General features: G+C 61.7%; 8 protein-coding genes. 7 read left to right on the top strand and 1 reads right to left on the bottom strand.

Annotation, left to right across the window (positions count from 1 at the left end; genetic code table 11):
• Positions 1–25: 25 nt before the first annotated feature.
• Entirely contained in the window at positions 26–1,276 is a 1,251-nt protein-coding gene (locus AAAV44_RS08035) for an MFS transporter (RefSeq protein WP_349115281.1), read from the bottom strand.
• Between the two features lie 251 nt (positions 1,277–1,527).
• Between AAAV44_RS08035 and AAAV44_RS08030 the strand changes: the two genes are divergently transcribed.
• The 7 genes from AAAV44_RS08030 to AAAV44_RS08000 all read left to right on the top strand — a co-directional run bounded on the left by AAAV44_RS08030 (position 1,528) and on the right by AAAV44_RS08000 (position 15,050).
• Positions 1,528–2,397: a hypothetical protein gene (locus AAAV44_RS08030; RefSeq protein WP_349115280.1), complete on the top strand. Its 870-nt coding sequence runs from the start codon at positions 1,528–1,530 to the stop codon at positions 2,395–2,397.
• Positions 2,398–2,476: 79 nt separating this feature from the next.
• Positions 2,477–3,370, top strand: coding sequence for an aldose 1-epimerase family protein (locus AAAV44_RS08025; RefSeq protein WP_349115279.1), 894 nt, complete (start codon positions 2,477–2,479; stop codon positions 3,368–3,370).
• 278 nt (positions 3,371–3,648) lie between these two features.
• On the top strand, positions 3,649–4,575 hold the full coding sequence (locus tag AAAV44_RS08020; protein WP_349115278.1) for a transporter substrate-binding domain-containing protein: 927 nt from the start codon (positions 3,649–3,651) through the stop codon (positions 4,573–4,575).
• A gap of 9 nt (positions 4,576–4,584) precedes the next feature.
• Positions 4,585–5,733, top strand: a complete 1,149-nt coding sequence (locus tag AAAV44_RS08015; protein ID WP_349115277.1) for an amino acid ABC transporter permease — start codon at positions 4,585–4,587, stop codon at positions 5,731–5,733.
• A 22-nt stretch (positions 5,734–5,755) separates the two neighbouring features.
• Positions 5,756–6,541: an amino acid ABC transporter ATP-binding protein gene (locus tag AAAV44_RS08010; RefSeq protein WP_148346613.1), complete on the top strand. Its 786-nt coding sequence runs from the start codon at positions 5,756–5,758 to the stop codon at positions 6,539–6,541.
• Positions 6,542–6,612: 71 nt separating this feature from the next.
• On the top strand, positions 6,613–8,040 hold the full coding sequence (locus AAAV44_RS08005) for a M20/M25/M40 family metallo-hydrolase (RefSeq protein ID WP_349115276.1): 1,428 nt from the start codon (positions 6,613–6,615) through the stop codon (positions 8,038–8,040).
• A 296-nt stretch (positions 8,041–8,336) separates the two neighbouring features.
• Positions 8,337–15,050 (top strand): FctA domain-containing protein, encoded by a 6,714-nt coding sequence (locus AAAV44_RS08000; RefSeq protein ID WP_349115275.1) that lies wholly within the window; start codon positions 8,337–8,339, stop codon positions 15,048–15,050.
• The last annotated feature ends 141 nt before the right edge of the window (positions 15,051–15,191 follow it).

Below are 15,191 nucleotides of genomic sequence, written 5' to 3'. Positions count from 1 at the left end.
CCATCATCGAGCTCGAGTATCGCATCTACGCCTGCGCCATCGCCCTCTTGCGTTCCCAGCGAGCCAACTTAATCGTCACCAGCGTAAGCACCCAGGCCACAAGCGAGAACGCGGCACCCACTGCGCCTACATATGCAATGCCAACGCTGCTTACCACGGCGCCGCCCACCGCGGTGCCAAACGAAATGCCGACGTTAAACGCCATGGGCTCAACCGAACTTGCGAGTACCATCGACTTGGGATGGCGGCTGCGTGCCACATCCATAAAGTGCGTGATGCACGATACCGAGAACAGGTACATGAGCAACGCCAAGCTAAAGACAAAGACCAGCGCGAGCGGCATGGTGCCGCCCACGGCAAACAGCCCGAGTAACGCCGCAGCCTGCAGCACAAACGTCACGAGTAGCGCCTTCATGCCAAAGCGCGCATCGATCCATCCGCCCAGGATGTTCGAGATCAGGCAGAACACGCCATAGGCCATGAGCGTGGTGCTGGCTTCGACCGTGCCCATGCCCAGCACCTGCTCAAGATAAGGCGTCACGTAGCCGTAGAAAACGTAGACCGAGCCCACGCCAAACAAGAAGATGAGCATGCCGGTGATGATACTCGGCTCGCGCAGCAGCCCCGCCTGCTCGCGAAAGGTGGCAGGCTCGTCGGTTTGCCCAGCGCGCGGCATAAACGCCACGAGCGCTCCGCAGATCAGAACGGCAAAGGCCAGCGTGCCGTACATGGCCACGTGCCAATCGAGCGTGTCGGCCACAAACTTGCCGATCGAAGTGACAAAGACCATTGCCACGGAAAACGCACCATATACCACCGAGATGGCAAGCGAAGTTTGCTGCGGAGACAGAAGCTCGGGGATGTACGTCACGCCCACGGCGAGCAGTGCGCCCGAGACGGAGCCCAGGATGATGCGCGAGATGAACAGCACCTGGAAGTTGGGCGCCAACGCCATGACCAGGTTGCCGAGCACAAAGACGATGCTGTAGCACACGAGCAGCTGGTAGCGGCGAAAACGCCCCGTACTGAGCGCGAGCACCGGCGTCGAGATAGCGTAGATCAGTGCGAACACGCTAATAAGTTGGCCTGCGGTGGCAAGCGATACGCCGAGTTCCGTCGCTAGGTCGCTTTCGATGCCGATGACCACGAACTCGGAGCAGCCGAGCGAGAATCCCAACAGCACGAGCAGCGCCAGGCAAAGATTGGTGCGCGCGGGGGAGAGCGCGGCGGCGGTTGACTTACTTTTTGGCGTGGTTGCGGCGGTCAAGGTTGTCACTCCAATGTCGCGTGAATAAGCGGGATTCAATCCCTGCAACTCTAACAGAATGTGACAAAGGGACAGTCTCTTTGTCACATTCGCGGCGTGGCTGCCGCCTAAACCGTCACAACATTCGATGAAAATCTCGAAAACGAGGAAAAACGTCGAATGTTGTGACGGTTTTCGTGTCCGGCGCGGGTGAGCTTCGGTGCCGTCTGGGGGTATAAGACTAGCGAGTGTTTATTTGCGAGGCCTAAGGGGCGCCCCGTATGGATATCGATAACTTTGAATGGTGGTATAGCGAGGGCGAGGCTCCGGACGAGGAGTGGGACGAGCCCGCGCCGCGTGACGTGTCGAGCGACGAGGACGAGACCGGCAACGATGCCGCTGTCGAGCCTGATGCCGCCTCCGATGCCGCCGAGCCCCTGACCTTTGAGCAGGCTTGGGCCCAGGCCGAGGCCGACGAGGCTAAGGCCGACGCTACGGCCACGCTCGGCGAGCCAGCCGACATGTCCATCTCGCCGGCCAAGACCCCGCAGCCGCGCCATAACATCGATCCCGGCAGTACGGCATCTTTCAGCATTCTCGACGTGCCCGCGCAGGGTGCCCAGGCGCCCGCCCCCACGCATCGCCCCAACCTAGCTCGTGAGGAAGACGCGGCCCGCCGCTCTCCGCTCGGTCCCATCCTCATCGCCTTCATGGCCGGCGTCATCGCTTGCTCGGCGATCGGAAATGTCTGGAGCCATGTGGAGCAACAGCGCAAAGATGCCGCCAAGGTCGAGATGTCCGTGGAGCAATCGCTCAGCCGCACGCGCTCGGTGCATGTGTCGGTCGAGGTCAAGGACGGTGCGACATGGGACACCGCCCGCGGCGACAGCCAGATGCTCATCCACATCGTGGGCCGCACACTCAGGGGGCAGGCGATTGACGAGTATCAATATGTCAACTCCGCTGGCGACGGCATCGAGCTCAAGCCCGGCGACTACGAGCTCACGGTCGACGAGCCGCCCGTCGCCACCGATGGCACGCGCTTCCGTGCCTCAAAGCGCATGGTTCCCGTGAGCTTTAACTCGCAGGCGCCCGATACGGTCGACAGCACGCCGCAGGGCGGATTCGACCTTTACGCAATCGCTCAATAACTGCGCCTGCCGCTTCTCCTTGCCGCCAAGAGTGGGACAATAGCCCTCGACACTATTGTTTACTTTTGGAGGAAGTAGCATGTCCACCGTCACTACCATCAAGCGCGGCGGCCTTACCGCGGCCATCGATTCCATGGGTGCCCAGCTCACGAGCCTTGCTCTCAACGGCAACGAGTATCTGTGGCAGGGTGACCCCGCCTTTTGGGGCAAGCACGCGCCCATCCTGTTCCCCATCGTGGGCTCACTGCGCAACAACACGGCGACGTCTGCGGCTGGCGCCTGCGAGATGCCGCGCCACGGCCTCGCGCGCATCGTCGAGCACAAGCTGGTCGAGGTCTCCGAGGACGGCTCGTCCGTCACCTACGAGATCACCGACACGCCTGAGTCGCTCAAGGCTTTCCCCTTCCACTTTAAGCTCAACATGACCTATGCCCTAACCGGCGACGCCACGCTCACGCAGACCTTTGCCGTCACCAACACCGGCGACGTGGACCTGCCGTTCTCGGTGGGCGGTCACCCTGCATTTAACGTGCCCGCCCCCGCTGCCGAGGACGAGACGTTCGAGGATTACGAGCTGGCATTTACCGAGGCTTGGACCAATGAGGCCCCCATCATCACGCCCGATGGCCTCATGACGTTCGAGGGCAGCCACAAGGCTCCCGATAACTCGGACGTGCTGCCCATCACGCACCGCAGCTTCGATAACGATGCCATCATGTTCACCGATACCCCGGGCTCCACGCTCACGCTGCGTGGCCGCAAGTCGGGCCACGGCGTCAAGATCGACTTTGAGGGCTTTAAGTACATCGGCGTGTGGTCTGCCGCCAACGACGCCCCGTTTGTGGCGCTCGAGCCCTGGACCGGTCACACCACCATGGACACCGAGGACGACGTCTTTGAGCACAAGGTCAACACCATTACGCTGGCGCCGGGCGAGACGGACGTCCGCAGCTTTAGCGTCACTTTGCTCTAGAGGTTCCGCCGTTCTGACGAACGGCGGACCAGTCGACGCTGCGCGCCACCCAGAGCGACAATTTGTCATTCAAAAGGCACGGCATGACCAGAAGGTCTATGCCGTGCCTTTTTCATGCCAACTTGTTCGCTCTGGGTGGCGCTCGCTGGCATTGTCAAAACATCGACGTTCCCAATGACTACCGTGTGTCTATTATTTTTTCGAGCTTGTGCTGCGCTGCTGGTCGCTGGCGTATCCTGTTAAGTCGTCAGCATACGATTCAACAGGGAAGGCAGATTATGCATTCTCCCCAACAGCGCGGCATGCAGACCCAGCCGGTATGCAGCCGTCGCATCTTTTTGGGTAGCGCTCTCGCTGCGAGCGCTTCCGTCGTCGCCGGCGCGCTCGCCGGCTGTCAGCGCCCGTCCACGCTCAAGGTGGTTCAGCCCACGACGGGCGGCGGTCGCGACGACCTGTCCGATTCCGTGATCGGCAAGGACAAGATCCGCATTGGCATGGAAGCGGCCTACGCCCCGTACAACTGGCAGGTTTCCGAAGCCAGTGAGTACACCATCCCCATCGACAACGTGCAGGGCGCCTATGCCGATGGCTACGACGTGCAGATCGCCAAGATCGTCTGCAAGGCCCTCGGTGGCGAGCCCGTTGCCGTCAAGCAGAGCTTCTCGGGCCTTATCGATTCGCTCAACAACGGCCAGATCGACCTCATCATCGCCGGCATGAGCGCCACGCCCGAGCGCGAGGAGTCGGTCGGCTTCTCCGACCCGTACTTCATTGGCTACTTTGGCCTATTCGTAAAAGAGGGCTCGCCCTACCAAAACGCCACCAAGCTTAGCGACTTTAGCGGTGCCACGGTGCTCGGCCAAAAGGACACCATGCTCGACACCGTCATCGACGAGATCCCGGGCGTTGTGCACAAAAACCCGGTCGACTCCGTCCCCACGGTGTTCTCGAACCTGCTGCAGGGCACCTGCGACGCCGTGACCTACAACACCGAGAACGAGAAGGGCTATATGGCTCAAAACCCGGGCATCGTTCCCATTCATTTTGCCGAGGGCGAGGGCTTTAAGCAGGAGGTCGCGGCAAACGTCGGCTGCCGCAAGGGTTCGGACAAACTCCTTAAGCTCATCGACAAGACACTCAAGGGCATTAGCCAAGAGGAGCGCGACCAAATGTGGGACGCGTGCCTCGACCGTCAGCCGGCATAGGGAGGCAGCATGAAAACCATCAATCGCCTGGCCTCCTTTATCAAGGCCGACCACCGTTATGTATACCTAGGCACGAGCGTTATCGCGGCGCTCGGCCTGGCGTTTAGCCAGCGCAACCCCACGCCGCTGAGCTTCTTGGCCCCCACGGGCGTGTTCCAAGATTGCCTTTGGGCAATCCTTTGGGCCTGGCTCGTCGTGTCGGCGGCGGCGCTCGTCACCAAACTCATGCACTGGAATGACTATCGCGAAACGTCGCCGTTCGCATCCGAGCGCTTCCGTCGTGGCGCACGCTTGGGCAGCTATGTCGTGGTTGCCATCGCGGCGATCTTTTTCGTGGACCGCTGCGTCATGTCGTTTATCGACCTGGTACGGGTGAGCATCGTCTCGGACTCCAACCCCAGCGACTTTTTGTCGAGCCTGGTCTACATGACCTACAAGAGCGGGGACTTCTTTATCCGCGGCATCGAGATCACCATCGCGCTTGCCACCTTCGGCACCGTCATCGCATTCTTCCTGGCGTTGCTCTTTGTGTTCCTGCGTATTCAGACCTTCGATCGCGTGGACAACGACCTGGTGCGCTTCTTTAAGAGCATTGGCCGCGGCTTTGCGACCATCTACTCCACCATCGTGCGCGGCACGCCCATGATGGTCCAGGGCCTGCTCATCTATTACGCGGGCTTCACCGTTTTGCGCGGCATGGGCTTCGAGACCGCCCAGGCCAACCAGATCTGGAGCACCTTCACCGCTGGCCTCGTCACCATCTCGCTCAACTCCACCGCCTACATGATGGAGGTCCTGCGCGGCGGCATCGAGTCCATCGACCCCGGCCAGGCCGAGGCAGCGCGCTCGCTGGGTCTTTCGCAGTGGCAAGCCATGCGCAAGGTCGTGTTCCCCCAGGGCATTAAAAACGCGATTCCGGCGCTCACCAACGAGCTCATCATCAACATCAAGGACTCGTCGGTGCTCTCGGTCATCGGCGTGTTCGACCTCATGTACGCCACCACCACCGTCGCCGGCGTGTACTACCGCCAGATGGAGGTCTACTGCGTGGCGCTCGTGGTCTACCTGATCCTGACGCTCGTGGCGAGCCGCCTGCTCGAGGCCTTTGGCAAAAAGCTCGGCGCCGAGGCCTCGGCAACGCTGCCCAGCTCCAACTAGGCTCAAGACGAGGAGAATCATCATGGCAGATACCGCCACTACCGGCACCGCGGCCGCCGCACAGACCAATGAGCCGCTCATCCGCGTCGAGGGCCTGCGCAAGAGCTTCGGCTCGCTCGAGGTGCTCAAGGGCATCGACCTGTCCGTTAACCCCGGCGAGGTCGTCACCATTATCGGCGCCTCGGGCTCGGGCAAGTCGACCTTCCTGCGCTGCCTCAACCTGCTCGAGACCCCGGACGCGGGCCACATCTGGTTCCACGGCCAGGACCTCACGGCCGAGCGCTGCAATATCAATAAACTCCGCGAGGACATCGGCATGGTGTTCCAGGGCTTTAACCTGTTCAACAACATGGACGTGCTCGACAACTGCACGCTTGCGCCCGTCACGCTCAAAAAGATGAGCAAGGCCGAGGCCGAGAAGGTCGCGATGGAGCATCTGACGAGCGTGGGGCTCGAAAAGTTCGCGCACGCCGCCGTGGGTCGCCTGTCCGGTGGTCAAAAACAGCGCGTGGCCATCGCTCGTGCCCTGTGCATGAATCCGCAGATCATGCTGTTCGACGAGCCGACCTCCGCGCTCGACCCCGAGATCGTGGGCGAGGTGCTCGAGGTCATGCGCAAGCTTGCGGCCGACGGCATGACCATGGTCGTCGTCACGCACGAGATGGCCTTTGCCCGAACCGTGTCCGACCGCGTGGTCTTTATGGACAAGGGCGTGGTGCTCGAGGACGCCGCGCCGGCCGAGCTCTTCGGCAACCCCAAACACCAGCGCACTCGCGAGTTCCTCTCTCGCTATCTCGAGGACAAATAACCGACGCAAACGCTTACGTTGCAGGGCCGCTCCCGTGGGGCGGCCTTTGTCGTCACAATCGAAAGGATGTCATGGCCGAGATTTGGCGCTTCTTTGCGCATGAGGACGATTTTGCCGATATAGACGAGGCCGGTGCGTGCGAACGCCTGGGCCGCGTGCTGTCGTTTCCGACCGTCTCGAGCATGGATGCCGAGGCGGTGGACTGGCAACCCTTCGACGACCTGCGCGCCTATATGCAGCAGGCCTGGCCGCGCGTGTTTGCGGCGGGCAAGGTCGAGCTTATCGACCATTCGTTGCTGGTGGCACTTGCCGGCAGCGATCCGGCCCTTAAGCCCGTTATGCTCATGGGTCACATGGACGTGGTTCCCGTGGTGCCGGGTACCGAGGCCGACTGGACGCACGCCCCCTTTAGCGGGCACGTGGACGACACCTACATCTGGGGCCGCGGCGCCATCGATATGAAAGACCAGGTTGCGGGCATCTTGGAGGCCGTTGAGTATGCGCTGGCGCACGGCTGGCAACACGAACGAACGCTGCTGCTGGCCTTTGGCCAGGATGAGGAGACCACGCAGTACGGCGCGGGTGCCATTGGTCGCGCGCTCGAGGAGCGTGGCGTTGAGCTTGAGTACCTGATCGACGAGGGCGACTACCGCATCGTTGCGGCTGCCGAGTACAGCGCAGGTGAGGGTTGGCTTATGCATGCCGATCTTGCCGAGAAGGGCTATGCCGATATCGTGCTCAGGACGAAGAGCGAAGGCGGGCATTCTTCCAACCCTTACGGCGGCACGTCGCTCGAAGTGCTCAGCCGCGCTATTGCCGCGATTTGCGATATCGAGTGGCCGGCGCGTGTGACCGACCTGCTTGCCGCGCAGCTCGTCGAGCTGGGGCTTTATACCGCAGACGAGATTGCTGCCAGCAAGGATGCCATCGTGCGCGACTGCCTCGCCAGCAAAAAGCTGTACCCGCTTGTAACCACCACCTGCGCGCCCACGCAAATCGAAGGCGGCAGTACCGGTGCCAACGTAATGCCGCAGGATATGTGGGCCAATATCAACTTCCGCATGCTCGAGGGCACGAGCGTGGCCGATGTCGTGGCCTGCTGCCGCGAGGCCGTTGCCACCGCTGGGCTCGCTGGCCGAGTCGAGGTCGAGCTGGGCCCCGGCAGCTCCGAGCCCTCGCCGTCCCCGCGCGTGGGCGGTCCGGGGCTCGAGGCCGTTCGCGCCATCGCCGCCCGCTATTTCCGTGATCCCAAGGGGACGGAGGAAAACGGATCGTCTGCGATGGGCCAAGAGCCGATCAGCATCGTGCCCTCGACCGTGATTGGCGCAACCGATGCCGCCAACTACCAGCGCATTTGCCGCGAGTGCATCCGCTTCTCCGCCTTTGTGGTCGACGATGACGAATGCGACCGCGGCGTCCACGGCACCAACGAGCGCATCACCCGTCGCGCCTACCTCCAAGGCACCCGCTTCCTCATCGCCCTGCTCCGCACGCTCTAGAATGTGACAAAGGGACTGAGCCGATTTCATCGGTAATGAGACAAAAACTGTAATAGAAAAAGGCTAAGATATCTTAAGAGACATATGCTGGGGTTGGTATTCCTTGAACGACCGCGGGCATGTGCCAGACCGCCTCGGCCCCCGGGGAGCGCCCGGGCAGGTCGCCGTGTGACTGGGGAGGAAATTATGCAGGAGCTCAGAGAGATGACGTCTCGACTCGTGAATATTGCTACCGGGGGGGGTGTCTAAGCAGGGAACTTCCTGGTGAACACCGGCCGCGCGAGCGGTGGTCCGTCATGTCTTGTGGCCGTCGTCGCGGGCTGCGCTCGGTCTCGCCATATGCGATTGTTCTGGCCCTCGCCATCGCGCTGACGGCGAGTTTCTTCCTGCCGCTTCGTGCCGAGGCGGCAATTTCGGACCACACGGTTCCGACGATTTCGCCTTCGGGGACAACAATTAACCTGTTTGATTACTGGGTGAATCCGGATAACCATCTGTCGGTTTCCGGCAACGGCGGCATCAACGCAAGCCACCGGTTCCAGTTTAACGATGGCCAGGGTGATGCACCGCTCAACCATTGGACGGGCAACACGAACCCGCAGCCCGGCATTGTCAGCAACACGCTTTCAGACGGCTACCCGCAGCTTTCCGGTACCTATGGCGGCGACTCCCTCCGCTATCTGTTCGATTCCTCTGCCCAGACCGGCAAGACGTCCCATTTTGGCGTGACGGGCCTCCTCAAGGTTCAGGACGGCTACTACGTCTATGACAGCTCCGAAAACTACGCAGCCTACAACGCTGACAAGAATGCCTTCGACGTCTATGACACCTGGGGCATTGACAAAGTGGGCGATTCGTCCCATCGGGGTCAGTTCTTCCCGTTCGATGCGGCAGACAAGGTGTTCAAGGAGGAAAGCGGCCGGCTCGTCCAAAATGACATCACGGCAAACAACGCCGGTAACCACGTCAACCACCACTTCGGCCTCTCAATGTCCACGCGATTCGTGCAGCCCAACGGCGGCCTGACGAACGATAAGAAGGACATGACCTTCGAGTTCGCCGGCGATGATGACGTCTGGGTGTTCATCGATGATGTCCTCGTGGGTGATATCGGCGGTATTCACAGCCGTGCGAGTCTGAGTATCAACTTTCATACGGGCGACATTAAGGTGAACGACAAAAGCGACGGCACGCTGCTGAGCAAGTACCAGGCGGCGAAAAAGGGCACTTCGGGCTTCGACGGCAACACCTTCAAAGACGGCACCAACCACACCCTCAAGTTCTTCTACCTGGAGCGCGGCGCCACCGACTCCAACATGGAGCTCAAGTTCAACCTCGTGACGGTGCCCGAGTCCGACATCATCAAGTTCGACCAGGACGGCAAGTTCGTACAGGGTGCCGAGTTCAAGCTCTATAAGACCGACAAGGACTTCAAGACCGTGGGCGAGCTCATCGGCTCCGGTACCACGGACGAGGCCGGCCACCTAACGCTCACGAACGACGTGGACAACGGCGTCATCAACTTCGACGATCTCTACAACAAGGATCACGACAACAACAAGTACTACCTCCTGAAGGAGACGTTCGTACCCGAGGGATACAGCTCGAGTCTCGCGGCGACGGGTGGTAGCATGCAGCTCGAGTACGTGCCCGCGAGCGCTGAGAACGGCGCGGGCGGCGTCATCATCAACCGCGGCGGTATGGACGCGGGCAGCGTCGTGTGGAAGACCGGTGCGTTCGCCGCCGCGAAGGAGGTCATCACCGCGCCGTCGACCGTGTACAAGGCAAAGAATGACCTGACGAAGTCCGACAAGACCGTCAATCTGGACTCCGGCATACTGTTCGCTGTGGTGCTCAAGCGCGACAAAAGCGCAGGCACAGGTATCAAAGATCCGAGCAATTGGTACGCCGTGTCGGGCGACCCATCGACGGGAGCGGGATACACCCTCGCCAAGGAGCCGGGCATGACCGGTGCTATCGAGGCGGCGAAGAAGGACCTGCACGCCTTCACGCTCAACACAAGCGGCCAGTACCAGGTAGAGATTCAAAATCTGCCCGGTGACATCTCCAAGTACTACTACCTGCTGAGCGGTGATGCCCGCAAGGATGTCGAGTACACGGTGGCCATCTACCACACAACGGCGAGCTCGATCGGCGACGCGACGCCTGAGAACACAGTCCACGTGTACAGCGACGACATCGCAGACGGCACGAACTTCAAGCGGCAGTTCGCCACGCGCCTGCTCGTCACGAACATCCAGAATCGCCTGTTCGTGCAGAAGACCGATACCGAGGGTAAGCCCGTTGACGGGGCGAAGTTCGGCCTTTACAAGTCCACCCAGGTGACTACGGATGCGAACGGCAAGGCCGTGCTCGATGGCGACCAGGCCCCCTACGACACCCTGACGACGAGGTCGGTCGCCAGCCCGGTCAAGCTCGAAGGGGCGGGCGTATTCCCGTCTACGAGCGACAGTAGCGAGCCGCTCGTGAAGGGTACCTACTTCCTAAAGGAGGTCTCGGCGCCCAATGGCTTTCTGCTTAATGACAGGCTCATCAAGGTGATTGTGGACGATTACGGCGTCCACGCCGATGCTGGTACAGTTGATGACGGCGTTTCGACGTTCGTGGGCGTGGGCTCGCTCATGAAGAGCCTGGGCCAGTTTGGCGCAGAGGGCGACATTGACAACACGCTCACGTGGATCAAGGGCCAGCGCCAGACGTCCGACGGGACGCTCGACGGCAACGGCAACCTTTCCTGGAACAATGACGCCAAGGGCGGCGAGAATGAGGTACATCTTAAGTACGGCGCCAATGGACGTGTCTACCAGTATGGGCCCACCAAGAAGGACGAACCTTACCGCCTGGAGACCGAGACGGGCTGGATACGTATGGGCATCACGCAGGACGTGTCTGGTGACGCTAATGCGAAGGGCGCCCGCGCCGACCTGGGCGACATGAATCTGAACGCCCTGTTTACGGGCGCCACCTGCGTGCGCGTGGCGAACGAACGCGAGGCGAGCCTCGAGGTGATGAAGAAGGTCATGGTGCCAGTGGGCCTGACGGGAAAACCGGACGCGGGGTTCACCTTCAAGTTCACCGTGCCCACGACGGCGGGGAAGACGTACAAGGCCGCGGTGTTTGAGAACGCGGGGGCCGCAAGCGAGAAGCAGGTCGGCAAAATGTTCGACCTCGAGAACGGCCGCGAGCAGACCATCACGGCCGACCAGACGATCCGCGTGTACGGTCTCGCCGAGGGTGACCAGTACGCGGTGCAGGAGCTGACCGGCGCAGACAAGATGCCCGCGGGCTATAAGCTGACCGGCCGCAAGCAGGGTGACAAGAATCTGACTGAAGAAGGCAATAGCATCTCGGGCAGGATTGCCCCGCAGAATTCCGACGGCACGGTGGCCAAAGACAACAAGCTGGTGTTCACCAACAGCTACAGCGTGAAGTCTTCGGTGACGCTCACAGGCATCAAGGCGAAGAAGAAGTTCACCGGCCGTGAGTGGACTAGCGCCGACAGCTTCGAGCTTTGCCTGCGCGCCGCCGATGGAACGCCGATGCCTGATGGTGCCACGGCAGCGCCCGTGGCCGGCATGAAGCAGGTCGAGAAGACCGTTACGAGCGCCGAAGAATTTAGCTTCGGAGAGATTAAGTATGAGAAGCCTGGCGAGTACACCTACTACATTGCCGAGACTACGCCCGCCAAGAGCGATCCCAGTTGGCTGGGCGGTGTCAGCTACTCCAGCGCCGAATACAAAGTGACCGTAACGGTGAAGGATGACGGCAAGGGAAATCTGACCGAGCCAGTCGTCAAAATGGAGCAGATCTATAAGGATGATGGCACCGCCACATCTCAGGTGATCGACGATCAGATTGCGGTGATCACGAACACGTACCACCCGAAGGAGACCTCGGTAACGCTCAAGGCGACGAAGCGCTTCACGGGCGGTGAGCTCGCGGGGAGTGACTTCACGTTCCAGCTGCTCGACAAGGACGGCAGCGTGGTCCAGACTGTCCAAAACGAGAAGGACGGCAAGGTCGCCTTTGCAGCCATCGACTACGCTACGCCGGGCGACCACGACTACACCATCAAGGAGGTGAAGGGCGCCGACTCGACCGTCGTCTACGACGCGAAGGGCGTGAAGGTCCACGTCAAGGTCACCGACGAAAAGGGCGAGCTGAAGGCGACCGTCACCTACGACGGTGAGAAGGCCGTGCCGACCTTCACCAACACGAAGCCGACGGCGGACGTCACCGTTGAGGCCGCGAAAGTTCTCGCGGGCAAGGACCTGACGGCCGATGCGTTCACCTTCGGCTTGTACGACCAGGACGGCAATGAGGACGCTCGCGGCACCAACGATAAGAATGGCAAGGTCAAGCTGACCGTCAAGGGCCTGAACCTGGGCGAGTACGACTACACGCTCAAGGAGGAGAAGGCCGGCCAGTCCGTCGACGGCGTGGCCTACGACGCCAAGGAAGTCAAGGTCCACGTCAAGGTAGAGCAGAACCAGGACGACAACAACAAGACGAAGGTGACCGTCACCTATGACGGTACCGCTACGGCTCCCACCTTCAACAACACCTACACCGCAAAGGGATCCGTGGAGCTGACGGCGACCAAGACCATCAAGGTTGCGGACGGCTTCGATCACACGACGAAGCCTGCGGACGGCGAGTTCACCTTCGACCTGAAGGACGCTGCCGGCAACGTGATCGCCACCGCGAAGAACGATGCAAACGGCAAGGTCTGCTTCACGCGCGAGTTCCAGCTCTCCGACTTGGACGGCGCCGCGAGCAAGGACTTCACCTACACCATCGTGGAGCAGCCGGGCGCGGAGCCGGGCATGGTCTATGACAATCATGCCCTCACCTATACGGTGACGGTCACAGACGGCGGGAACGGAGCACTGAATGCGAAGGCGATCGTGACGAGCGCATCCGGCTCGGATGCCTTCACCAACACCTACCAGCCGGCCGCGACCGGTCTGGCCCTCGGTGCGCAGAAGAGCTATGTGAAGAAGGACGACAACACGCCGATCGTCCCCAAGGACGGCGAGTTCACCTTCGATGTGTACGAGGGCAAAATGACTGCTGAGCAGCTTGCCGGGGCCAAGCCCGTCCGGACCGCGACCAACGGCGCGGACGGAAGTGTTAACTTCGACGCCTTCTCCTACGCGAAGCCGGGCACGTACGAGTACACTATCGTGGAGCGGAAGGGTGATCTGGCCTACGTGACCTACGACGACGCGGTGCACCATGCCGCGGTGACGGTTGTGGACAATGCCGGCACGCTGCAGGCGAGCGTCGCCTACGACGGCGCGGACGCCACGAAGCCCACCTTCACCAACGCCTACAAGGCGAAGGCGACGAACTCCGGCGCGATCGCCCTCACCAAGAGCGTTGACGTGCACGACGGCAGCTATCAGCTAAAGGCGGGAGACTTCGCCTTCGAGCTGGTGGGGTCTGACGGTACGGTGCTCCAGACCCAGAAGAACGACGCCAAGGGCAAGGTTTACTTTAACGAGCTGACCTTCGACCATGCGGGCACCTTTCCCTTCACGGTCCGTGAGGTGCAGCCGACGGACGGCGCGCCGGGCGTGCCGGGCGTGACCTACACCGGCAAGACGTACACCCTGACCTACGTGGTGAAGGACAACAACGACGGCAAGCTGGTGGTAGAGAGCTCTACGGTGAAACCGAGCGAGGGCACCGAGAACGGCGTCACCCCCAATACCATGACGTTTGCGAACAGCTACCAGCCGGGTCAGACCTCCTACCAGATCTCTGGCACCAAGATGCTTGAGAATGCCGACCCGGCCACCACGCGGACGCCCGCCGATGGCGAGTTCACATTCGCGCTGATTGACGTGGCCACCGGGCAGGAGATCGACCGGACCACGAACGTGGGTAAAGCGTTTACCTTCAAGGCCATCTCGTACACCGCAACTGGTTCGCATGCGTACCAGGTGAAGGAGGTTGCGGGCCAAGATGGCACCATCACTTACAGCGATGCGGTGCTGGACGTAACGGTGAACGTGACCGATGACGGCAGCGGCCAGCTGACCGCGACGGCGAACAAGACGGCTGCGGATCTGACCTTCACCAACACCTACACGCCGACGGCAACGACGGCGACGATTACCGGAACGAAGGCTCTGACCGGCCGCGACCTGGCCGAGGGTGAGTTCTTCTTCGACCTGAAGGACGCCGACGGTAACGTGGTGCAGACGGTGCAGAACGGCGCCGACGGCACGTTCGGCTTCGCGCCGCTGCAGCTGGACAAGGTGGGGACGTACGTCTACACCGTGTCCGAGCGGGCAGGGGCGACGGCGAACGGCGTCACCTACGACACGACGGTCTTTACCGCGACGGTGACGGTGACGGAGAATGCGGAGACGCACGCGCTGGAGGCGCAGGTTGCCTACAGCAAGGGCGGCAAGGCTGCGGATGCGGTGGTGTTCAGCAACAGTTACGCGCCGGCCGCGACTGAGGTGAAGCTGGGGGCCTCCAAGGTGCTGAGCGGCGAGGACCTGAAGGAAGGGCAGTTCTCCTTCCAGCTGAAGGATGCCGACGGCAAGGTGCTGCAGACCGCAAAGAACGCGGCGGACGGCACGGTGGGCTTCGAGGCGATCTCGTACGACAAGCCCGGAACGTACGCCTACAGCATCTCCGAGGTGGACGACGGTCAGAAGAACGTGACGTACGACGCGGCCGAGCACCGGGTAACGGTGACGGTGACGGACGACGGTGCGGGCCATCTGGTGGCGACGGTAACCTATGACGGCGCCATGGCGCCGGTGTTCAAGAACACGTACACGCCGCCGACCACCCCGCCGACGGAGCCGCCCACCAATCCGCCGAGCAAGTCACCGGTGCCGAAGGAGGAGAAGCCGGGTCTGCCGTATACGGGCGATACCAGCTTGTCGCCGATGGCCCTGGGTGGCATCGCGGGCGGCGCGGTGGTGCTGATCGCCGCAGGCGTTATCCTGCGGCGCCGGAACCGGTAGCTACGGCGGCCGAGAAGGGCTTTGATTGAGGGCGGGTGGTCGCAGGGCGCGGCCGCTCGCCCTTTTTGGTGAAAGGCTATGTTAACCCGCCGTTTGCACGTCCGGCTCCAGATGGAACTCGTACTCCGGCTCCATCATCTT

Origin of the sequence: Collinsella sp. CLA-AP-H1, from assembly GCF_040092945.1 — a bacterium.
GTDB lineage: Bacteria > Actinomycetota > Coriobacteriia > Coriobacteriales > Coriobacteriaceae > Collinsella.
The sequence above is the reverse complement of the archived record's forward strand: the minus strand, read 5'-3'. Positions and strand labels throughout refer to the sequence as shown.